Source organism: Bradyrhizobium sp. Leaf396 (genome assembly GCF_001424605.1).
Lineage (GTDB): Bacteria > Pseudomonadota > Alphaproteobacteria > Rhizobiales > Xanthobacteraceae > Bradyrhizobium > Bradyrhizobium japonicum_C.
Genome location: NZ_LMQJ01000010.1, coordinates 82,311 through 104,078, shown reverse-complemented (window position 1 = coordinate 104,078; position 21,768 = coordinate 82,311). Strand labels below are relative to the sequence as shown.

Here is a 21,768-nt window from a genome sequence, read left to right as displayed (position 1 = left end):
GCCACTCCCGCAAAGTAATAGATGTATCGGAGATGCTGGGCCTGATCGGCTGAATGCGTTCAGATCCAGCTCTCCGCAAGATTGTCTATTGCTTTTGTTGTCGCGTTCTCACACGAGCCCCACATCGCGTTCGCCGCAGTGGCTCCGATAGCGAGCTCCTCGTCGGCCAGTTGTTCAGGCTGTCTGGCGCAGGAACGAAAGCCATCGCGTTCATCGCGGCGATACGCAATTCGCTCTTCGTTCTACCGCTCGGCCTTGCCGTTCCGATGCTTCCCGTGATTGTCGTCACGCAGGCTCTCGTCGAACTGCTCAGCGATGCGAGAGAACGGTGTGGCTCGTTACGCACGAAGCGGGTTTCACCTCTGTCCTGAGGCATACCGCTGCGATGGAGCTACTGCACGCTGGCGTCGATACGCCCGTGATCTCGCTGCGGCTTGGTCACGAATCGACCCGGTCAATGCAACGATACCTACATGCCCATCTCGCGCTCAGGGAAGCCGTTGGCGCGCGTGGATCCCATGGACGGTCAGTGGGCAGGCCGCCTCAAGGCGGATGACAAATTGCTCGCCTTCGTGAATGACCTCTGACGCCTGCTTGGTGCTGCGGCCGGGCCGATTGAATGATCTGGCTCGGCGCACCTCGACCCGACGGCGAACATACGGAAGACCTTCCCATCGGGCTGGACTCCCGCTAATATGTCGATTAGTCTCGACACATGGAATCAGAGCAAGCCATCCTCGCCTTTGCGGCGCTCGCCCAGCCGACCCGCCTCAACGTCTTCCGGCTCCTCATGGAGCACGAACCTGACGGACTGCCTGCCGGGGAGATCGCCCGGCATATGGCCGCGCCGCACAACACCATGTCCACGCATCTGGCGATCCTCACCCGCGCCGGATTGATCGAGGCCGAACGCCAAAGCCGCTCGATCATCTACCGCGCGAAGCTCGATGCCGTGCGTACGCTTACCGGGTTTCTGGTCAAGGATTGCTGCGGCGGCCGTCCGGAGATCTGTGCTCCGCTGATCGCAGACCTCGCTCCCTGCTGTCCGCCAAATAAGAGTGCTGCCAAGGAGACCGTCTGTGACTAACCGAATCTATAATGTGCTCTTCCTCTGTACCGGCAATTCCGCCCGTTCGATCCTGGCCGAGAGCGTGCTTACCAAGGACGGCAGCGGGCGCTTCCGCGCATTCTCCGCCGGCAGCCAGCCAAAGGGCGTCGTCAATGCCTTCGCGCTGAAGGTGCTGCGCAGCTTCGACTATCCGGCCGAGGGTTTCCGGTCGAAGAGCTGGGAAGAGTTCGCCAGGCCCGATGCGCCGGTGATGGATTTCGTGTTCACCGTCTGCGACAACGCCGCCGGCGAATCCTGTCCGGTCTGGCCGGGCCAGCCCATGACGGCGCATTGGGGAATCGAGGACCCCGCCGCGGTCGAGGGACCGGACATCCAGAAGGAGGCCGCTTTCGTAGCCGCCTTCCGCTATCTCAAAAACCGGATTTCCGTCTTTGCGGCGCTGCCGATCGCCAGCCTCGACCGCATGACGCTCGGCTCCAAGCTCGTCGAGATCGGCCAGTTGCAGGGCGCGACCAAGCCACGTCCGAGCGCGGCATGAGGGCGGTCATGGACGTCATCATCTATCACAACCCCGATTGCGGCACGTCGCGCAACACGCTGGCGATGATCCGCAATGCCGGCATCGAGCCGCATGTCATCGAGTATTTGAAGACGCCGCCCACACGGGCGCTGCTCAAGCAGCTCATCGCGCGCATGGACATCTCCGTCCGCGCCCTGTTGCGCGAGAAGGGCACGCCCTATGCGGAGTTGGACCTTGGCAATGCAAAGCTGACCGACGATCAGCTTCTCGACGCCATGATGGCGCATTCCATCCTCATCAACCGCCCGATCGTCGTGAGCCCGCAGGGCGTGAAGCTCTGCCGGCCTTCCGAAGAAGTGCTCGCGCTCATACCGCCGCAGCAAGGTGAGTTCATCAAGGAAGACGGCGAGCGCGTGGTGGACGAACACGGCCGTCGCGTGGCGACGGCGTGAGGAACGAGCATGTCCACCTTTGAACGTTACCTCACCCTGTGGGTCGCGCTGTGCATCGTGGCCGGCATTGCGCTCGGCCACTTTATGCCGGGCGTGTTCCACGCCATCGGCGCTGCCGAGATTGCCAAGGTCAACCTGCCGGTTGCGGCGCTGATCTGGCTGATGATCGTGCCGATGCTGGTGAAGATCGACTTCGCCGCACTCGGTCAGGTCAGGGAACACTGGCGCGGCATCAGCGTGACGCTGTTCGTCAACTGGGCCGTGAAGCCGTTCTCGATGGCGGCGCTCGGTTGGCTGTTCATCGGCTATCTGTTCCGGCCCTACCTGCCGGCCGACCAGATCGACAGCTATATCGCCGGTCTCATCATCCTCGCAGCCGCACCCTGCACCGCGATGGTGTTCGTCTGGTCGAATCTCACCAAGGGGGAGCCGCATTTCACGTTGAGCCAGGTCGCGCTCAATGACACGATCATGGTGTTCGCCTTCGCGCCGATCGTCGGCTTGCTGCTCGGCCTCTCGTCCATCATCGTGCCGTGGGATACGCTGGTTCTCTCCGTCGCGCTCTACATCGTCGTGCCGGTGATCGCCGCGCAACTGCTGCGGCGCCGATTGCTTGCGACAGGCGGCGAGCCGGCCTTGAAGCGGTTTCTGGACCGGCTCCAGCCGCTGTCACTGGTCGCACTTCTCGCCACCCTCGTTCTTCTGTTCGGCTTTCAGGGCGAACAGATTCTGGCGCAGCCGCTCATCATCGCGCTGCTGGCGGTGCCGATCCTGATCCAGGTCTATTTCAACTCCGGGCTCGCTTACCTGCTCAACCGCATCTCGGGTGAGCAACATTGCGTTGCCGGCCCATCTGCCTTGATCGGAGCCTCCAACTTCTTCGAGTTGGCGGTCGCCGCCGCCATCAGCCTGTTCGGCTTTCAATCGGGCGCCGCGCTCGCCACCGTCGTCGGGGTGCTGATCGAGGTGCCGGTGATGCTCTCCGTCGTCTGGATCGTGAACCGCTCCAAGGGCTGGTATGAGGGCGGACGCGCTGGCGAGCGGATCGCGGAAGAGACTGGTCCAGGGCACTAATTCGACTATCATGGAAATAACTGTTGACCTCGCAAGGATAGGCGGGTTAGCTTATTTCCATGAATCTCGAAAGAGCAGCAAAACAGCTCGAAGCGATCGGCAACCCGACCCGTCTTCGAGTCTATCGAGCCCTCGTCCGGGCCGGGAATAACGGGCTGCCGGTCGGTCGCCTGCAAACGAAGCTCGGCATTCCGGCATCGACGCTCTCCCATCACTTGCAGCGGCTGGTCGCGACGGGACTTGTGACGCAGGAACGTCAGGCCACCACGTTGATCTGCCGCGCCAGCTACCCGGCGATGAACGGCCTCATCGGCTTCCTCGCCGACGAATGCTGCGCCGATGCCGGCTGCGTTGCGAGCGAGGAGGAAGCGGTCGTCTGACGGCCTCTCGTTTTGTGCATTATTTCGGTAATCCCGGAAGGATAGAATATGCAGCATCCCTCCCAAGCGACGCTTCCCGTGGCCGTCATCGGCGGCGGTCCCGTCGGTCTTGCCGCCGCGGCCCATCTGGTCGAGCGAGGCGTGCCGGTGAGGCTCTACGAAGCCGGCGCCACCGTCGGCGCCAATATTCGCGACTGGGAACATGTCCGCGTGTTCACGCCGTGGCGCTATTGTGTGGATGCGGCATCTGTCGCTCTCCTGGAACGCCAGGGGTGGAAGCAGCCCTCCGCCGATGCGTTTCCGACCGGCGGCGAGATCGTGCGCGACTATCTCGAACCGCTTGCGGCAACACCCGCGCTTGCCGACATCATCGAGACCGGCGCGCGCGTTGTCGCAATCTCGCGGCTCGGCATTGATAAGGTCGTCAGCCACAGCCGCGAAGAGCGGCCTTTCGTGCTGGCGGTAGAGACGGCAGCCGGCATGCGGCGCGATCTTGCCCGCGCGGTGATCGACGCCTCCGGCACATGGGCAACTCCGAACCCGCTCGGCGCAAGCGGCGTGCCCGCCGACGGCGAGGCCACGTTTGCGGATCGCATTGCCTATGGCATCCCCGACGTGCTCGGCCGGGACCGGCGCCTCTATGCCGGGCAGACGACATTGGTGGTCGGGGCCGGTCATTCTGCGGCCAACGCGCTGCTCGATCTCGCGCGGTTGTCGGACGCTGACCCGGCTACGACGGCAATCTGGTCGACACGCAGCACCAACCTCGCGCGCATCTATGGCGGCGGCGATGCTGACCAGTTGCCGGCGCGCGGCGAGCTTGGGGCGCAGACACGGGCATTGGTGGAGAACGGCCGCGTGTCGCTCTTTGCGGGTTTCACGATCATCCGCATCCGCGAGGCAGACGGCCGGATCATGATCGACGGCGAGACGGCGGCGGGTCCGCGCAGCATCGGCCCGGTCAATCGGATCATTGCTGCGACAGGCCAGCGTCCAGACCTCTCGCTGACGCGCGAACTGCGGCTCGATCTCGATCCATTGCTCGAAAGCACCAAGGCGCTCGGCCCGCTGATCGACCCGAATGAGCATTCCTGCGGATCGGTCCCGCCGCACGGGCATCGCGAACTCGCCCATGTCGAGCGAGGCTTCTACACCGTCGGCATCAAGAGCTACGGCCGCGCGCCGACCTTCCTGCTGCTGACGGGCTACGAGCAGGTGCGCTCCGTCGCCGCCGCGCTCGCCGGCGACATGGCGGCCGCCGACAATGTCCAACTCGTGCTTCCCGAGACGGGCGTTTGCAACACGTCCTTCTCCGTGGAGGGCAGCGCGGCGGCCGCATGCTGCGGCGGGCCCGCACCGGACAGGGCCGACGCCTGTTGCGTTGCCGACGCCGTGGCGAAGGACGAGGGCAAGAAGGGATGCGGCTGCGGCGTTGCCGCGTAAGCGTCCCTGTGGCGGAGGTGCTTACCTCGACCTATCGGCCGCCAAGGCTTCTTGTGGTCATTCCCGTCCTCGGTGTGACACAGATTCTGGCGTGGGGCTCTTCCTACTATCTGCTGGCGGTGCTGGCGCAGCCGATCGCGGCCGATACCGGCTGGTCGCTGGCATGGATCGTCGGCGGGCTCTCTCTCGGCCTCCTGGTCGCCGGGATCGTGTCGCCGCGCGTCGGGGACAGTATCCAGCGGCTTGGCGGGCGCGCTGTACTTGCGACCAGCGCTGTGTTTCTCGCGCTGGGACTGACGGGTCTCGCGCTCTCGCCCAATCTGCCGGCCTACATCTTCTCGTGGCTCCTGCTCGGCATCGGAATGGGCGCCGGCCTCTACGACGCCGCGTTCGCGACCTTGGGCCGCCTGTATGGAGAGCGGGCGCGAACGGCGATCACAACGCTGACCCTGTTTGGCGGCTTTGCCAGCACTGTTTGCTGGCCGCTGTCAGCCCTGTTCGTATCGCAGTTCGGCTGGCGCAATGCCTGCCTGATCTATGCGGGCATCCATCTCGCCGTGCTCCTGCCGCTCTATATCTTTGCAATGCCGAGGGAGCCGAAGCGCGAGTTGATCCGGAGCGCAAAGGTTGGCGACCATGATGGCGATGCTGTTGCTCACCCGCGGCCGGCGGGGTCGACGTCCCTGTTCGTCCTGATTACGCTCACCATCACCATCAGCTCGATGATCTCCGCATTGCTCTCCGTGCATTTGCTGATGATCCTTCAGGCCCGTGACATCGCTCTTGCGGCGGCCGTCGCGCTCGGTGCGATCGTCGGGCCCTCGCAGGTCGGGGCGCGCGCGATCGAGATGACGATCAGCCGGTTTCATCATCCGATCTGGACCAAGTTCGCATCGACGGTGTTCGTGGCGGCCGGCATTGGGCTTCTCTGGGTGGGCATTCCAGTCGTTGCGGCCGCACTCATCTTCTATGGTACGGGCATCGGCATCGAGTCGATCGCGCGAGGCACGCTGCCGCTCGCCGTCTTCGGAGGAGACCGTTACGCTTCGATCATGGGCCGCATCGCAATGCCGAGCCTCATCATGCAGGCCGCATCTCCTTCTTTGGGCGCAGTGCTGATCGACAGCTTTGGAGCAGACGCAACCCTCGCTATCCTCTTCACCATCGCGCTTGCCAACGTCGCGCTTGTTGCTTCGCTCTACGCGCGCCTCAGCCACGACCGGTACGGGAGCAAGGACCTGTAAGAAGCATTATGCTGGTCGCTACAGACGCATCGCAATTAAGATGGGAATGGCAAGCGCCGCCGGCGTCGTTTCTCTGACGACGCTTCATTGCTTCGAAGAGCCATAGGCCAGGAGCCGCAGCGCGTTGGCGGTGACGAGAACGGTCGCGCCGGTGTCGGCCAGAATCGCCATCCAAAGCGTCGTCACGCCGAACAGCGTGGTGACGAGGAACACGGCCTTCAGGCCGAGTGCGATGGTTATGTTTTGCCGGATGTTGCCGAGCGTCGCCTGAGAGAGCGCGACGAGGCCGGCGACACCCTCTACGCGGTCCCTGAGCAGGGCCGCATCGGCGGTTTCCAGCGCCACATCGGTGCCCCCGCCCATCGACACGCCGACAGAGGCCGCCGCGAGTGCTGGGGCGTCGTTGATCCCGTCACCGACCATCGCGACAGGTCCGGATTCCTTCAGTCGGCCGATCTCGGCGAGCTTGGCATCGGGAAGAAGCTCGCCCTTGGCTTCGAGGCCGAGGCTTGATGCAATAGCGCTTGCGGTGCGCTGATTGTCGCCCGACAGCATCAGCACCCTGACGCCGCGTTCCTTCAGTCGCCGAATGCCTTCAGCGGCATCGTCGCGCGGTTCGTCGCGCAGCGCGATCAGTCCTTCGATGGCCTTGCCTGTCATCAGCACGACAACCGTCTTGCCCTTGGCTTCAAGCGCAAGGATGCGGTCGCGCACATCGGCCGGTATTTCGGTTCCTTCGGCGGCATGGCGCGGCGAGCCGACCGAGGCAAAGCCGGACTTGAGCCGCGCCGTTACCGCCTTGCCGGGCACGGCAATGCCGCCGCCGAAGACCTGCGGAAGCTCCAGCGCGCGCTCCTGCGCGGCTTCGACAATCGCGATACCGAGCGGATGGCTGACATTGCGCTCGACGGCCGCTGCCCTGGCGAGTACGTCGTCCTCCGACCCGGACAGCGCGATCACGTCCGTCACCTTGGGATGGCCGCGCGTCAGCGTGCCGGTCTTGTCGAAGGCGACGGTCACGACCTTGCCGAGCGTCTCAAGCGCCGCGCCGCCCTTAATGAGCAGACCCTGACGCGCGCCTGCGGCAAGGCCGGATGCGATCGCCGCGGGCGTGGAGATGACCAGCGCGCAGGGACAGGCGATCAGCAGCGTGGCGAGACCGCGATAGATCCATGTCATCCAGTCGGCGCCGAAGGCCAGCGGCGGAACGACGATGATGAGCGCCGCTACGATCATCGCGCCCGGCGTGTAGTATTTCGAGAAGCGGTCGATCATGCGCGCGGTTGGCGCCTTCGATTCCTGCGCCTCCTCGACCATGTGGATGATGCGCGCGATCGTGTTGTCGGCCGCGACACGGGTGATCCTGACCCGCAGCTCGCCATTGGCGTTGATCGAGCCGGCAAAGACCTTGGCGCCCGGCTCCTTCAGGATCGGCACGGATTCGCCCGTCACCGGGGCTTCGTTGACCTCCGACGAGCCGTCCTCGACCACGCCGTCGGATGGTACCCGGTCGCCCGGCCGCACCACGACGCGATCGTCGATCGCAAGCGCCTCCACGGGCACGCTTTCGGTCTGGCCCAACGGGTCGAGCCGGAACGCGGTGCGGGGAACAAGGTCGATCAGCGCCTCGATGCCGGCGCGCGCCCGCCCGGCCGCGACCGTCTCCAGAAGCTCGCCGACGGCGAACAGGAAGATGACCACCGCGGCCTCTTCGGTCTCACCGATCGCGACGGCACCGAGCGCTGCGACCGTCATCAGCGTCTCGATGGAAAAAGGCGAGCCTTCCAACGCCCCGGCAACCGCACGGCGGGCAAAGGGCACGACGCTGACCAGCGCCGCGCCCGCGTAGAGCCATGTATCCCACGCGGGCAGGAAGAAGCTCGCGACGAAGGCGGTGGCGAACAGCGCGCCGGTCATGAACACCAGCCGCGCCTTCATTCCCCGCCACCAAGGGTCCCTTGCGCGCTTTGTCGGCAGAGCGGTTTGGGTTCCCGGCGCCGAGCCGGCCGGCTGGTAGCCCAGCGTCCTGATCTTCTCCTCGATCGTGCGTTGAGAAGTTCTGTCCTGATCGACGTTCAGCGCCAGCGTTCCGGCCGCGTAGCTGACATTGATGTCGCTGACGCCGGGCAGCCGCTCCATCGCGGCCTCGATTTTCAGCGCGCAGGCTGCGCAGTCCATGCCTTCGATCTGCAGCTTGAGCGGGCTCGCGGCAGCCATCGTGTCACCTCGACTCTGATGAAGTGACGCCTTACCTATTCCCTGTAGTCACTACAGGCTCAAGCGATGGACGAGAAAATTCTGACGATCGGACAATTGGCTCGCGAAACCGGCACCAAGGTTGAGACAGTTCGATTTTACGAGAAATCCGGACTGTTGCCCGCTCCGGCTCGGACCAGCGGGAACTACCGCTCCTACGACAGGGGGCATTTTAACCGGCTGAGTTTCATTCGCAGGGCGCGCGATCTCGGCTTCTCGCTGGATCAGATTCGCGCACTGCTCACGCTGTCGGATGATCGCAACCAGTCCTGTGTGGCGATCGACGCGATCGCCAAGGAACATCGCGCCGAAGTCGTGCGCAAGATCGCCGACTTGCGTTCGCTTAAGAAGGAACTCGATCGAATGATTGATCAGTGCGGCTGCGGGGTCGTCGCCGATTGCCGCATCATTGAATCGCTTTCCCCTCGCTAGGTCCTTTGTGACCAGGTGAAGTGGATGGGATTTTCTCCCATGCCTGTTGCTGCAGGAAAGGACGAAACACTATGCCGAGCCGAAGAGTCCGATCTATCGAAAGTCTCGCGGTTTGGGGAGCTTCATCGGCATAGTGTCGGACTCGGGATAAGATCCCTTATGCCGAGATCGGCATAAAGGATCCACGATGTTCTTCGGCCGTGGGCCCTTCGGCACGCTGCGAGGATCGGGCGTCGGGCTGCCGTGGTGGAGCTCATCGCCGCGGCCATGCGGGAGCGGGAAGGCGTCGTCGCGCTCGCCAACGCTGGCCAGTTCGCCGGACAGATCGGACAGATGACGCGCGACGAGATGCACCACCTCCCCTTCCCGCTGAATCCGCCCACGGACCGAAAGCAAGCCGGCCGAAAGCACGACGCGCCGGTATTGCTCGAAGACCTGGGGCCAGATGACGAGATTGGCGATACCGCTCTCATCCTCGATCGTGATGAACATCACGCCTTTGGCCGATCCGGGCATCTGCCTCACCAGAACGAGGCCGGCGGCTTCGAGCCAGCGGCCGTCGCGCGCCGCCATCGCCTCGGTGCAGGTGACGATCCGCCGGCGCGCGAGGTCAGCGCGCAGGAACGACAGCGGATGCGCGCGCAGCGTCAGGCCGACATGGCCATAGTCCTCGACCACCTCGCCGCCGGCTTTCATGGGGCGCAGCGCGACGGCCGGCTCGTGGATCTCCGGCACGGTCCTCGCTTCGCGCGAAGCGGCGGCCGCGAAGAGCGGCAGCGGTTCGTCGCGCAGCGCCTTGATCGCCCACATCGCATCGCGCCGTGGAAGACCGAAAGCCGGACGAAACGCATCGGCGTCGGCAAGGTGAACGAGCGCGGCGGCCGGCACGGCGGCGCGGCGCCATAGATCGTCGACCGACGAGAACGGCCGATCGCCGCGGGCGGCGATGATCTGCGCGGCGTCGCCATTGGCCAGGCTGCGCACCATGCGCATGCCGAGTCTGACTGCGAAGCGGTCCTCATCCTCGGTCGGCTCCAGGGTGCAATCCCATCGGGATCGGTTGACGTCGACGGGGCGCACCTCGACGCCGTGATCGCGCGCATCGCGAACGATTTGCGCCGGCGCATAGAATCCCATCGGCTGGGCATTGAGCAGGGCCGCGCAGAAGACATCCGCGTGATGGCATTTCATCCAGGAAGAGGCATAGGCCAGCAACGCGAACGAAGCGGCATGGCTTTCAGGAAAGCCATAGCTGCCGAAGCCCTTGAGCTGCGAGAACGTCTTCTCGGCAAAGTCGCGGGCGTAGCCGTTGTCGATCATACCGTTGACGAGCTTGTCCTTGAAAGCCGAGACGCCGCCCGTGTGTTTGAACGTCGCCATGCTCCGGCGGAGCTGGTCGGCCTCGCCGGGCGAGAAGCCGGCCGCCGTGATCGCAATGCGCATCGCCTGTTCCTGAAACAGCGGCACGCCGAGCGTCTTACCCAGCACTGCCTCGAGCTCGGGCGTCGGATAGACGACGTCCTCCTTGCCCTCGCGTCGGCGCAAATACGGATGCACCATGTCGCCCTGGATCGGTCCTGGCCGCACGATCGCGACTTCGATGACGAGGTCGTAAAAGGTGCGCGGCTTGAGCCGCGGCAACATGCTCATCTGCGCCCGGCTCTCGATCTGGAACACGCCGAGCGTGTCGGCGCGCCGGATCATCGCGTAGGTGCGCGGGTCCTCGGCGGGAATGGTCGCGAGATCGAGCGCGACGCCTTTGTGCTCCGACAAGAGATCGAAGGCGCGTTTCATGCAGGACAACATGCCGAGCGCGAGACAATCCATCTTCATCATGCGCAAGGCGTCGACATCGTCTTTGTCCCACTCAACGACTTGCCGTCCAGCCATCGCCGCGGGCTCGATCGGCACGAGATCGTCGAGCCTCTCGCGCGTCAGAACGAAACCGCCAGGATGCTGGCTGAGATGGCGCGGCGTGCCGATCAGCGCGCGCGCCAGCTCGAGCGCGAGGCGCAGGCGCCGGTCGCCGAGATTCATGTTGAGGTCGGCGGCGTGCTTGTCCTCGATGCCGGTCCGTGACCAGCCCCAGACTTGGCCGGACAGCATCTTGATTGTGTCTTCGGTCAGGCCCAGCGCCTTGCCGACATCCCGCAGCGCCCCTTTCGACCTGTAGCGGATCACAGTCGAACACAGAGCCGCCCGGTCGCGGCCATAGGTCTCATAGACCCACTGGATAACCTCCTCCCTCCGCTCATGCTCGAAATCGACGTCGATGTCGGGAGGCTCCTTGCGTTCGACGCTGACGAAGCGCTCGAACAGCAGGTCGTTGCGATCCGGGTCGATGGATGTGATGCCGAGCACGTAGCAGACGGCGGAATTGGTGGCCGAACCGCGCCCCTGACATAAGATTCCCTTCGATCGTGCGAAGCGGACGATCGCGTTGACGGTGAGAAAATACGGGGCGTAATCGAGCGTGCGGATCAGCGCGAGCTCATGCGCGAGGATCTTGCGCACCCTGTCGGGCACGCCCTCAGGATAGCGCTCCGCGGCGCTTTCCCATGTGAACTTCACCAGCGCCTCCTGCGGCGTGAGGTCCGGCTTGCTGCGCTCTTCCGGATATTGGTACTCGAGCTCCGAGAGCAAGAAGGTGCAGCGCTTTGCGATCCCGACTGTGCGCGCAAGCGCTTCCGGGTAGCGCGCAAACAGGCGGTGCATCTCTTCGGGTGGTTTGAGAAAACGATCCGCGTGCCGCTCACGCCTGAAGCCGAGGGCGTCGATCGTCACGTTGTGGCGGATGGCGGTGACGACATCCTGCATGACGCGACGCCGAGGTTCGTGAAACAGCACGTCATTGGTCACGACGGTCTCGACGCGCAGCGACGCCGCGAGGTTCGCCAGCTCGTGCAGCCTGAGCTGGTCGTTCGGCCTGCGGCGCAGCGTCAATGCGAGGTAGCCGCGATCGCCGAACGCCTCGCGCAGGCGGCGCAGCCGTTCGGCGCAGGGCGCGTCGGCGTCATCCGGGAGAAGGATGGCGATCAGGCCCTCGCCATAGGCGACGACATCGCGCCACTCGAGATGGCACTTCGCCTTGCCGGCGCGGCGCTTGCCTTCCGACAGCAGGCGGCACAGCCGCGCATAGGCGGCGCGATCGGTCGGATAGGCCAGCAACGAGAAGCCGTCAGCGAGGTCGAGGCGGCAGCCAACGACGAGGCGCACGCCCGTCACCTTGGCGGCTTCATGCGCCCGGACGATGCCGGCCAGGGAATTGCGGTCGACAATGCCGAGCGCCTCGATGCCGAGCATGGCCGCCTGCGCGAACAGTTCTTCGGCGCTGCTCGCTCCCCGCAGAAACGAGAAGTGCGACGTCGCCTGCAGCTCGACATAGCGCGGGCCGCTCATGCGAAGATTCCGTGCAAGTACCAGCGCTGTGAGCCGGTCTCGCCGTGCTCGCCGTCGCCGGCGCGGAAAATCCAGAACCGCTCGCCTCCGTCGTCTTCGACGCGGAAGTAGTCGCGCACGGCGTCGAGTTCGGCGTCACTGCGCCACCATTCCTCGAAAATCCGCTCGGGCCCGTCGGCGCGCCGCACGCGCCGGCGCACACCCCGCCAGACGAATGTCACGGGCGGATGATCGGGCAACAGCGCCACGGTCTCGATCGGCTCGGGCGATGCGAGGAGCCTCACCGGCCGCGGCCACGATCCCGACCAAGAGGCACCGGCGTCGGGCGATGCCGGCGCCGCGCGCGCGACCGATCGTTCCGGCACGTCGCTCTGAACCGGCACGATGCGATAGAGTCGTTCGCCGCCGATGCGATTGGACAGGGTGTCGATCAGGTCGCTGATGTCCGCCTCCGGCGGGGAGGCGAGATCGGAGATGATCTGCTTCGCGTCCAAGGGCTCGGCGATCGTCGCGGCAAGCCGCATGAGCTCGATGCCGAAGCCGGGATCAATGGTCTCGATCTTTTCGGCGAGGAGCCGCGTCAGCCGCTTGGCGTCGCGCACGGGCAAGGCCGTCCCGACGCGGACCGCCACCATTCGCGCATCGACACGGTGACAGAGAAGGTCGAGGCCCCGCGCGCCCTGCCCGCGCGCCTCGAGCAGGATGCAAAGCTCGCTCACCAGCTTGGCGATGTAGCGGGCGATCGTCTCGGCCGCCGAGATCGGTTCCGCGAACTGCCGCCGCACCTCGGCGATCTCGGCGGGACGGATCGGGTCGATCGGCTCGCTGACACGGCACATCGCCTGGTCGAGGCGGCGGCCGATGTCAGAGCCGAAGCGCAGCGCGAGCGGCGCCCGCGGGGTGCGCTCGAGATCGCCGATCCGGTCGAGGCCGAGCCGGCGCAGGCTGTCGACGGTCGTGGACTGCAGCCGCAAGGCGGCAATCGGCAGGGACATGATCGCCGCGGCGCTCTCGCCGGCGGGAACGACAAGCGTCGGCCGCGCGGCGAAGCGCGCGAGCGCATGCGCCGCGCCCCAGGTGTCGGCCATCGCCGCGCGTGGGGACAGGCCGGCGGCTTTCAGGCGCGCCACCATGTCGGCGAGCATGGCGGTCTCGCCGCCGTGAAGATGGGTGGCGCCGGCCGCCTCGATGACGAGGCCGTCGGGCGGGTCAGCCGCGACAATCGGCGAATAGCGGCGCAGCGCCCAGAGCGCGAGCCGTTCGAGCGCGGCGAAGTCCGCGTCCGGCTCGGCGTCGCGCATGACGAGATCCCTCACCAGCGCCTGCGCCTTGCTGGCGGCCATGCCGACGCGCAGGCCGGCGCGCTGCGCGGCCGCATCGGCGGCCAGGATCTCACGTCGGCGGCCCTCGCGGCCGACAAGAACGATCGGCGTCTCAGGCGGAGGCGCGGCGTCGCCCAACATCCTTCGCACCCTGTCCGTCGGCCAGGCTGGAAGGAAGAGCGAGACGACCCTGGTCATCACACGCCTCCACAACGAAATCCGCACATTCTCCGGCGCGCGATCGGATGAGCTCGAGAAGCCAGCGCGGCCGCCCGACGCCGGGGACCGGCAGCGGCGCCGACGGCAGAGCCGACACGCGCCATCGCGTCGTTGCCGCCGTCGGCATCCCGAAATCTGCCGCCTCGGTCTGACGTCGCCACCGCCGGATCGCGAGGCCGAGCGTGCCGGAGGCCTCGGCCGCGAGCTGGAGCCGGCGCGAGGCGGTCATGGAGAGACGCGACACTTCGGCGACGACGGCGCCCAATCCGGGATGCCGCAACCCCTCCTCGAAATAGGCGAGCAGGGATTTCTCGTCGCCGCACTCGACATAGACGACGCGGCCAGGCGCGAGACCGGCCTGGGCGAGCGCCGGCGCGAACAGGTCGGGCCGGGTCACGCACCACAGCACCTTGCCGCCGCTGCGCGCCGCAATGCCGGCGGCGAACAGGGCGGCGGCCGCGCCGTCCACGGCGCCGTTGCCGCCGCCGGCGACCTCATGCAGTGCGCCGCGCAGCAACCCTCCTTCCGGAAGAACCCGGTCGATCGCCGGCACGCCGAAGGGCAGGACCGCGCGCTGATGCGCGGTCCTGCCCTCAAGCCGGGCGATGCGTGCCCGGAGCTCGGACACGACTGATCGGGGGGCGGACGTACTCATGTCCTTTGCAACGCTCTCCGCATTGGGTATGTTCTATGTTTGTTCTCGTCACCCTGGAGAGTCAATCGGACTCATTAGATTCGGCCTGCGGAGGGGTCATCCGGAGGAAGAAAGAGGGCGAGACGGGTTCCACTGACCAAAGTTTGAGTAGAAATTTTGGTCAGTGCGCGTATCAGATTGCTACTGACCAATTTTTATATATAATCTTTGGCCAGAAACGAGCGGCTCCATGCCAGACCCGACGTCGGACACCCTCGACCGCATCCATGCCCGGATCGCCCAGGCGGCGCCGGCCGGGGTGTGGTCGCGCGCCGATTTCCTCGACATCGGGACGCCGAACGCCGTCGAGAAGGCGCTGCAGCGGCTGACCCTGCGCGGCGACATCCGCCGGCCCTATCGCGGCCTCTACGACAAGCCCGGCGTCAGCAAGCTGACCGGCAAGATGGTGTTTCCGCCGCGGGCCTCGTTCATCGACGCGATCGTCCGGCGCGACAAGCTGCGCGTCCTCGTCGACGGCATGACCGCCGCGAACGATCTCGGCCTGACGACGGCCGTCCCGGCGCGCTCGACGATCTACGCCGACACCTATCCCCGGACGATCGAGATCGAGGCGAGCGTCGGCGATCCGAAGGCGACCAGGCCGGTCATCTACAAGCTCGACTTCAAACGCGTCGCGGCGAAGACGGCGTTCTGGGCCGGGCGGCCGGCCATGCGCGTCGTCCAGGCGCTGACATGGTTTCGGGATGAGAAGGCGAGCCTCGACGCCGCCGTAAACGGCATCGTTCGCCATCTCGCGCGCGATCCGAACCGCGACAAGGTCGCGGACGATCTGCGCGAGAACATCCACGCGGTCCCGGCCTGGATGTATCCGCTGATCGAGACAATCACGCGCCGGCTTGCTGAAGATCACAGCGAGAATGCGCCGGACATCGACCGCGCGAAGGACGATCATGCAGAAGACGTTCATTGAAGTCCTGCGATCGAGCGTCGACGACCGCCGCGCTCTCTTCGAGACGGTCGCCGCGCATCTCGAAACGCAGGCGCAGAACGTCGAGAAGGACCTCTATGTCTGCTGGGTGCTCGACTTCCTGTTCAACCGGCGCGGAGACGATCCGATCGGTCTCTACTTCAAGGGCGGTACGAGCCTCAGCAAGGCATATGGACTGATCCGCAGGTTCTCAGAAGACATCGACATCGGCATCTACAAGGCCGATCTGCACGTCCCGCTCGAAGCCGACATCGCCGCCCTGCCCTCCATCAACCAGCAGCAGCGCGCGCTCGCCGAGAAGGTCGACGAGGCGGCGCGTCAATACATCTCCGGTCCGCTGAAGGAGCGGCTCGCGAAGGAGATCGCGGCCGTCGAGGAAGCGATCGAGCAGCCGGGACATTTCACGCTCGGCTTCGGTTTCGACAATTATCGCAACAAGGACGCGCTCGACATTCTGGTTGTCAGCTACAAGAGCGTCTTCGATTCCGCGCAGAACTATGTGCAGGCCGCGGTCCGCATCGAGGGCGGCGCGCGCCCCGATCCGGAGCCGGCAGAGCCACGCGAGATCGTCCCCTACATCGCCGACGAAATGCCGGAAGGCATGGACCTCACGGTACGCAACGTGATGACGGTCAAACCCGAGCGCACCTTCTGGGAGAAGGTGCTGATCCTGCATGCAATGACGGAGATGACGGAGAAGCGGCGTGAGGAGGCCAATCCCGAACGGCCCGTGCCTGATCTCAATCGGTACTCACGTCATTACTACGACGTCCATCAGATCTGGTCGCATCCGGACTATGGTGTCGCGACCGCGTCTCTACGCGATCTCGCCGAAGCCTGCCGACAGCACAAGGAACTTATGTTTCGCGCGCCGGATCACCGATACGACCGCGCCGTGCCGGGCAGCTATCGCCTCGTCCCGACGCCAGGCATGCGAGCCAAGCTCGCGGCCGATTATCAGCGTATGACGGAGATGATCTTCGGCACGCCGCCGGCCTTCGCCGACGTGATCGCCAGCATCGAAGCGCTCGAACATCATCTCAACCCGGCGGATGCCGGGCCGAGTGAGGCATGACGAACGCGCCGACCGGCTTCGGCGGCCTTGAGACCGTGCATCGGCTTGCCGGCGCCGGCGTTCGGATCGGTAAGCGCCTCGCCGTCATCGACTTCGGCCGCATCAAGCTGCGCGGCGCCCTCGCATGGTGGATCTGGGGCCTGGCCCACATCCACTTCCTGATCGGCGGAGCCGGGCAAGGACCCGGCGGGGCCAAAATGATAAGGTGGCCACATGGCTGAGATTTCGGAGTACGGACCTGCCAGGCTGCCTGATCGCGCTTCTGTCGAGGCGATTCTGGCGCGTCTTCCGGCGGGCGCCGACGAGACCGCTTTGGCGCGGGCATTGAGCGAGGCCTTCCCAGGGTTTTTGTTCTTGGCCGCGAGCGTTGACGACCCGTATTGGCGGGACACGCGCTCGGTGCTGGCCGCCGACGGAACACATATCGCTGAGTATGGGCCCTGGATGGAAGCCGAGCTTGCGAAGGACAATGGAGACATCGCAACGGTCTGGCGACGGTTGCAGGACACTGATCTCCAGATCTCGGAATGGCACGGCAACAGCGTTTACGCCTTCGCGCCGACAGGATCGGGCGCGGCTGACTATGTGCAGGTTGCGCTCGGTCGTGAGACCGAATGGTGTGCGGGTCCAATCGTCAACCCATCACGCCGGCCTTGGGGCAAAGAGGAACTGCTCGATCCGTCATGGATCACTCACGACGAAATGTCAGACGACAAGGTGCTTGCTGGTCCGCTTTACAGGCTGAATCGCGCCAGCAGCGTCGTGTATGTCCGTACTTTTCTCGCGCGCTGCGCGCGTCTCGAACGCGACAAGCGGGAGGCGCGACGGCCGGAATTAGAGCGGAGCGCGTGGGTCAGCTCCGACGGCACGCGGACGCCGTTTCTCGACTTGCAGCCCAACTACTTCGATTTCACGCCGCGAGAGGTCCGCTTCTTTCAGGACTGGGAGCAGTCGAGCGCGCGGGCGAGCCGCGTTTACGAGCATTGGGCGCTCGACATCAGGGATTACGAACACAAGGGTGAACGCGAGGTCGCGTTCATCCCCCGTCCACTGCGTCTGCCGGACGAGCGCCTGGAGGCGGGCGATTCATCCGTCCACATGCTCATGGATCGCATCGAGGCGATCGACCGGGAGATGGGCCTGCCGTTCGCGTGGTTTTTCCTGATGACGCATGGCAACAAAGTCTCTCCCGAAGTCGGCGAGACGATCGCGCAAGGCCTACGCGAGGCGCGCGTGCGCCTGCCGGATCATGATGCGAAGGTGCTGCTGCGTTGGGCCGACGAGCGATATGGCTTCTAGCGTCGGGATCATGCTGCCATGAATGACCTTCCTGCAGACGTCGAAGCCTATAGCCGCTCTCCGGAGTTCGATCAGGACACCCTGCCGGCGGCGCTTCGGAAACAACACAGCACGAAGGCGGGGACATGGGCATTAATCCACGTTCTCGAAGGCAAGCTGACCTATCGGATTTACGAGCCGCCGAGCGAGACAGTGCTCGAGCCGGGAAAGCCCGGCGTCGTCCGGCCGGAGCAATTGCACGACGTTGCGCCAGCGAGCACGCCGATGCGCATGTATGTCGAGTTCTACGCCGCGAGAAAAGGCTGATCGACGCCTGCGATGCCAAGCTCGCATGCTACGATTCATCTGATTCGGCTTTTGGGCCTTAGCTATGGCGAGCGACCTCACGTTCTTCCAGACCGTGATCAACGACATCGTCTTTCGAGGCGAACTGGGGAGCGCCGGCCCGCTTATCAGCGCCCGGCCGATCGGGAAGCCGCAACGTCATACGGCGCTCCTCGGCTCGTCGGCCATTTTCTATCAACAAAGGCGAGCTAACGCCGAATCCGAAGGCTGGTGGATTTGCGACGGTGCACCCCCATCAGAACGCATACTTCTCGCGGGCTTTTCACGAGGCGATTTGCAGCGGCTTTCTCGCCGCTTTGGTCTCCCGGTGCGGCCAGATGAGCCGCCGCCATTCCCGCACTTTCTGAAATCTGCGTCTTTCAGCGGGTTGAAGTCCTGGGTTACGTCGCATCCAAAGAAGGCGGCGAACTGGGGACACTGCTTCAGCGAGTTGGATTGGTATGCAGAGGTGCTTCGTCAAACGCGCCGCGCTGCATGATCGTCAGTCGCGATCGTCATCCTCCAGCACCTCAATATGCAACGCGCGCGGATCGGTTGGCAGTGACGCTAAGCGGATGGGCGCTGTGACCGGAGCGTTGACTACGAGCTTCTCCGCAACAGCGCGATCGTAGACGGCAACGCATTCGCGATTGGTAATTCGCGACATATACACGATGCCGCCCGCTGACGTCTGATCGTAAAGCTGCTGACTTAACGTGCGGCCGGCTTGATGGGCGCGGCCGCGGACGGCGTCAGTCGGCGCGCCTAAGAGGCTTGCGCCCTCGTGCCGTAGGTCGATCAACGAGAGAGGGCCGGGGTTGTTCACGGCAAAGACCGAGTAGCCGCGAAGCTCGTGCGCAAACAATTCTCGCCGCGCCCTGCCCTGGAAACGATCGCGCACAATCCGCTCGGCGATAGCGGTGCGGACGGCGTCGTGGCGCTTAGGACCCCTGAAATGGAACTCTGTTCGCGTGAACAAGATCAGCAAATCGGGTGAATTCACCCTGAAACGACAGATTCACGGTGCCCGTCGAGCCATGCCGCTGCTTTCCGATAATGATCTCAGCCTTTCCACGCGATACCTCAAGGTCCCCCTGCCATTTCAGATGAGCCTCGGTACCGGGCGTCGGCTCGCGATTCTTGAGGTAGTATTCTTCACGAAAGACAAACAGCACAACGTCGGCATCTTGCTCTATCGAACCGGATTCGCGCAGGTCGGACAGTTGCGGTCGTTTTTCCTCCCGGTTCTCGACGTTTCGCGACAGTTGCGACAAGGCGACGATGGGGACGTTAAGCTCCTTGGCGAGCGCCTTCAGGCCGGTTGTGATCTCCGCCACCTCCTGCACGCGGTTTTGCGCAGCGCGTTTCGTCGTACCTTGCATGAGTTGGATATAATCGACGACGATCAGATCGAGGTCACGCTGTCGCTTGAGACGTCGCGCGCGAGCAGCCACTTGACCGATTGTGAGAGCGCCAGTCTGGTCGATAAAGAGTGGTATCCGTCGAATCTCCTGCCGTCGCTGAAGCAATGCATCGAAGTCGTTCTCCGATATCTCGCCGCGTCGGATGCTGGAAGACGAGATCTCCGACTGCTCCGCGATGATGCGCGTCGCTAGCTGCTCCGATGACATTTCCAGCGAGAAGAAAGCGACAATGCCGCCGGAACGGGCTTGCACAGAACCGGCGCTGATGTCGGACGGCTCATATGCTCGGGCGACGTTGTAGGCGATGTTCGTCGCGAGCGACGTCTTGCCCATGCCGGGCCGACCAGCAATGATGATGAGGTCCGATGGTTGGAGCCCTCCCATTTTTGCATCGAGGTCTTTGAGACCTGTCGGCAGGCCGGAGAGTTTTCCGTCACATTGGTAGGCGAGCGCGGCTTTGTCGATCGCTTGTGTCAGAGCCTCGTCGAACGTTTCGAACCCGCTGCCGAACCGGCCTGTTTCCGCGACCTCGTACAGTCGCTGCTCCGCATGCTCGATCTGCTCGCGTGGTTCGGAGTCAACGGCTGAATTGAACGCCGCGTCGCGCATATCGTCCGCGATGTTGATCAACTCGCGGCGGATCGCCAAATCGTAGATGGTGCGACCATAATCTGCTGCATTGATGACGGTCGTGGCTTCGGCCGCCAGACGCGCAAGATACTGCGAGAGCGACAAGCCGCCGATATCCAGGTCGGAAGGAAGAAAGCTCTTAACTGTGATAGGGCTCGCGATTTTGTTCGCTTCAACCAAGCCAGCCATCACATCGAAGATCGCACGATGCAGCGGCTCAAAGAAGTGATCGGATTTCAAGAAGTCCGACACGCGATAGAACGCATCGTTGTTGATGAAAACCGCGCCAAGCAGCGCTTGCTCGGCTTCGATGTTGTGCGGCATCGCCGGGAGCGACGTCCGGATCGCTTCAAGCCTCGTCGCTGCTTCTGCCATCGTTCACCTTGTCCCGAGCGTTCCGCTCTCTGGGATGTCTCATCCGAGAATCGGTGTCGTCCGGAAGATTAGCGTTTTCGCCCACAGGGCAGCCAGCCGGGGCGTGACTAGGGCTACGAGAAATCAGCTCTTGCAGAATGGCGCGAATCGCGCGTGCTGATCAGGGTGTGAGGCGCTGCCCGTTTGACTTGCCGCGCCGGCTTGTCTTCTCGCTCGCCCTGGTAGGAAACCTGGCGCAACAGGCCATCTTCCGTCCATGTGAGATACGTCACCTCGACCACGAGTTCCGGCTTGACCCAATGGACGCGGGAGAGCTCCAGCGGCGTGCCGAAGCGGCTCTCACGCGGCGGAGGAACATCGAGCGGCATGCGCGCTCTTTTTAGAGGCGCGAGCCGCCGAGCCAATCGTTTGAGCTCGGCGACCGTGATCCCCGTGCCGGCCCCGGCCGGCATATCGCAGGCTTCCATTCTCGGTGTAGTAGCCGAGAAGAAGTGAGCCAATGTGCGGCCGGCTTCCTGTTGGATCGGTCCATCCGACGACGACGAATTCTTTGCGGTTGAGACATTTCGACTTGACCCAGAGACCGCGATCGCCCGGCGCATGTGCTCGGTCGACGCGCTTGGATACGACGCCCTCGAGCGTCATCCGGCAGGCGTGTTCGTAAAATTCGGGGCCGCCTCCAACGATGTGGTCGCTGAACAGAAGTCCTGGCCGTTGCGTCGCGAGGAGAGTTTGCAGGCGCGTCTTGCGCTCGATGAGCGGCCGGCGCGCTATGCTTTCGCCGTTCAGAAACAGAAGATCGAACGCGAAGTAGACGAGCTCACCCGTTCGGCCCTCGTCCATCGCGGCCTGCAGCCGGCTGAAGGATGTCACGCCATCCGACCGGACCGCGCAGAGCTCCCCGTCAAGATAAGCGTTTTGCAGAGGCAGCGCGCGAAGCGCCGAGATTGTCGTCCGGTAGCGATGGCTCCAGTCGAGTCCCGTCCGGGTCAGAAGCCGGATATCAGCGCCGTCGATGCGTGCATGCATGCGGTATCCGTCCAACTTGATCTCGTGAAGCCACGCCGAGCCGTCGGGTGCATGCTCGACGAGGCGCGTGAGCTGCGGCTTGATCCAGTTGGGCGGCCGGCCGATAGCGGGATCGTCGGTCTTATTCGCTTTAGGCGACATTCCACCTCCCCTGCCCCG

General features: G+C 64.4%; 23 protein-coding genes. 15 read left to right on the top strand and 8 right to left on the bottom strand.

Going from position 1 to position 21,768, the window contains the following annotated elements; all coding sequences use genetic code 11:
* Positions 1-328 precede the first annotated feature (328 nt).
* The 8 genes from ASG57_RS39960 (at position 329) to ASG57_RS11880 (ending at position 6,182) form a co-directional block, all read left to right on the top strand.
* Entirely contained in the window at positions 329-556 is a 228-nt protein-coding gene (locus ASG57_RS39960) for a tyrosine-type recombinase/integrase (protein WP_082528927.1), read from the top strand.
* A 159-nt stretch (positions 557-715) separates the two neighbouring features.
* Positions 716-1,087: an ArsR/SmtB family transcription factor gene (locus ASG57_RS11910; RefSeq protein WP_057196338.1), complete on the top strand. Its 372-nt coding sequence runs from the start codon at positions 716-718 to the stop codon at positions 1,085-1,087.
* Positions 1,080-1,607 (top strand): arsenate reductase ArsC, encoded by a 528-nt coding sequence (locus ASG57_RS11905; protein WP_057196337.1) that lies wholly within the window; start codon positions 1,080-1,082, stop codon positions 1,605-1,607. Before ASG57_RS11910 ends, ASG57_RS11905 begins: the two co-directional genes overlap by 8 nt.
* Before the next feature lie 8 nt (positions 1,608-1,615).
* Entirely contained in the window at positions 1,616-2,041 is a 426-nt protein-coding gene (gene arsC / locus ASG57_RS11900; protein WP_057196336.1) for an arsenate reductase (glutaredoxin), read from the top strand.
* Between the two features lie 9 nt (positions 2,042-2,050).
* On the top strand, positions 2,051-3,115 hold the full coding sequence (gene arsB / locus ASG57_RS11895) for an ACR3 family arsenite efflux transporter (RefSeq protein WP_057196335.1): 1,065 nt from the start codon (positions 2,051-2,053) through the stop codon (positions 3,113-3,115).
* Positions 3,116-3,174: 59 nt separating this feature from the next.
* Complete coding sequence (locus tag ASG57_RS11890; RefSeq protein ID WP_057196334.1) at positions 3,175-3,495, top strand: ArsR/SmtB family transcription factor; 321 nt, start codon at positions 3,175-3,177, stop codon at positions 3,493-3,495.
* Between the two features lie 48 nt (positions 3,496-3,543).
* Positions 3,544-4,938: an NAD(P)-binding protein gene (locus ASG57_RS11885; protein ID WP_057196333.1), complete on the top strand. Its 1,395-nt coding sequence runs from the start codon at positions 3,544-3,546 to the stop codon at positions 4,936-4,938.
* Between the two features lie 17 nt (positions 4,939-4,955).
* Positions 4,956-6,182, top strand: coding sequence for an MFS transporter (locus ASG57_RS11880; protein ID WP_230646658.1), 1,227 nt, complete (start codon positions 4,956-4,958; stop codon positions 6,180-6,182).
* Between the two features lie 84 nt (positions 6,183-6,266).
* On the opposite strand, the gene ASG57_RS11875 is transcribed toward ASG57_RS11880, so the two are convergent.
* On the bottom strand, positions 6,267-8,399 hold the full coding sequence (locus ASG57_RS11875; RefSeq protein WP_057196332.1) for a heavy metal translocating P-type ATPase: 2,133 nt from the start codon (positions 8,397-8,399) through the stop codon (positions 6,267-6,269).
* A gap of 66 nt (positions 8,400-8,465) precedes the next feature.
* Here ASG57_RS11875 and ASG57_RS11870 point away from each other — a divergent pair, with 66 nt between their 5' ends.
* Complete coding sequence (locus ASG57_RS11870; RefSeq protein ID WP_057196331.1) at positions 8,466-8,870, top strand: MerR family transcriptional regulator; 405 nt, start codon at positions 8,466-8,468, stop codon at positions 8,868-8,870.
* A 93-nt stretch (positions 8,871-8,963) separates the two neighbouring features.
* Here ASG57_RS11870 and ASG57_RS11865 read toward each other — a convergent pair whose 3' ends face one another.
* Genes ASG57_RS11865 through ASG57_RS11855 form a run of 3 tightly spaced genes read right to left on the bottom strand, consistent with a single transcriptional unit; the run spans position 8,964 to position 14,465 of the window.
* The gene (locus ASG57_RS11865) at positions 8,964-12,269 is read right to left on the bottom strand and encodes an error-prone DNA polymerase (protein ID WP_057196330.1); all 3,306 of its coding nucleotides are present in this window, start codon (positions 12,267-12,269) and stop codon (positions 8,964-8,966) included.
* Positions 12,266-13,789 (bottom strand): Y-family DNA polymerase, encoded by a 1,524-nt coding sequence (locus ASG57_RS11860; RefSeq protein ID WP_057196329.1) that lies wholly within the window; start codon positions 13,787-13,789, stop codon positions 12,266-12,268. The genes ASG57_RS11865 and ASG57_RS11860 overlap by 4 nt, the downstream gene beginning before the upstream one ends.
* Positions 13,704-14,465 carry an ImuA family protein gene (locus ASG57_RS11855; RefSeq protein WP_057196328.1) on the bottom strand — a complete coding sequence of 254 codons (762 nt, stop codon included), beginning with the start codon at positions 14,463-14,465 and terminating at the stop codon, positions 13,704-13,706. Before ASG57_RS11855 ends, ASG57_RS11860 begins: the two co-directional genes overlap by 86 nt.
* A 229-nt stretch (positions 14,466-14,694) precedes the next feature.
* Between ASG57_RS11855 and ASG57_RS11850 the strand changes: the two genes are divergently transcribed.
* The 6 genes from ASG57_RS11850 to ASG57_RS11825 all read left to right on the top strand — a co-directional run bounded on the left by ASG57_RS11850 (position 14,695) and on the right by ASG57_RS11825 (position 18,650).
* Positions 14,695-15,435 (top strand): DUF6088 family protein, encoded by a 741-nt coding sequence (locus tag ASG57_RS11850; protein WP_057196327.1) that lies wholly within the window; start codon positions 14,695-14,697, stop codon positions 15,433-15,435.
* Positions 15,416-16,528: a nucleotidyl transferase AbiEii/AbiGii toxin family protein gene (locus ASG57_RS11845; protein ID WP_057196326.1), complete on the top strand. Its 1,113-nt coding sequence runs from the start codon at positions 15,416-15,418 to the stop codon at positions 16,526-16,528. The genes ASG57_RS11850 and ASG57_RS11845 overlap by 20 nt, the downstream gene beginning before the upstream one ends.
* Positions 16,525-16,749: a hypothetical protein gene (locus ASG57_RS11840; protein ID WP_057196325.1), complete on the top strand. Its 225-nt coding sequence runs from the start codon at positions 16,525-16,527 to the stop codon at positions 16,747-16,749. The genes ASG57_RS11845 and ASG57_RS11840 overlap by 4 nt, the downstream gene beginning before the upstream one ends.
* Positions 16,742-17,827 carry a hypothetical protein gene (locus ASG57_RS11835; RefSeq protein WP_057196324.1) on the top strand — a complete coding sequence of 362 codons (1,086 nt, stop codon included), beginning with the start codon at positions 16,742-16,744 and terminating at the stop codon, positions 17,825-17,827. The genes ASG57_RS11840 and ASG57_RS11835 overlap by 8 nt, the downstream gene beginning before the upstream one ends.
* Before the next feature lie 18 nt (positions 17,828-17,845).
* Complete coding sequence (locus tag ASG57_RS11830; RefSeq protein ID WP_057196323.1) at positions 17,846-18,133, top strand: TehB family protein; 288 nt, start codon at positions 17,846-17,848, stop codon at positions 18,131-18,133.
* A 64-nt stretch (positions 18,134-18,197) separates the two neighbouring features.
* Positions 18,198-18,650: a hypothetical protein gene (locus ASG57_RS11825; RefSeq protein ID WP_057196322.1), complete on the top strand. Its 453-nt coding sequence runs from the start codon at positions 18,198-18,200 to the stop codon at positions 18,648-18,650.
* A gap of 3 nt (positions 18,651-18,653) precedes the next feature.
* Here the strand turns inward: ASG57_RS11825 and ASG57_RS11820 are convergent, their stop codons facing one another.
* From ASG57_RS11820 to ligD, 4 genes are all read right to left on the bottom strand, one after another.
* Complete coding sequence (locus tag ASG57_RS11820) at positions 18,654-19,139, bottom strand: RES domain-containing protein (protein WP_156402643.1); 486 nt, start codon at positions 19,137-19,139, stop codon at positions 18,654-18,656.
* Positions 19,093-20,580, bottom strand: a complete 1,488-nt coding sequence (locus tag ASG57_RS11815; RefSeq protein WP_057196320.1) for a replicative DNA helicase — start codon at positions 20,578-20,580, stop codon at positions 19,093-19,095. Before ASG57_RS11815 ends, ASG57_RS11820 begins: the two co-directional genes overlap by 47 nt.
* Before the next feature lie 113 nt (positions 20,581-20,693).
* Positions 20,694-21,032 carry an ATP dependent DNA ligase gene (locus ASG57_RS11810; protein WP_082528940.1) on the bottom strand — a complete coding sequence of 113 codons (339 nt, stop codon included), beginning with the start codon at positions 21,030-21,032 and terminating at the stop codon, positions 20,694-20,696.
* The gene (gene ligD / locus ASG57_RS11805) at positions 20,920-21,750 is read right to left on the bottom strand and encodes a non-homologous end-joining DNA ligase (protein ID WP_057196318.1); all 831 of its coding nucleotides are present in this window, start codon (positions 21,748-21,750) and stop codon (positions 20,920-20,922) included. Before ligD ends, ASG57_RS11810 begins: the two co-directional genes overlap by 113 nt.
* Positions 21,751-21,768 lie beyond the last annotated feature (18 nt).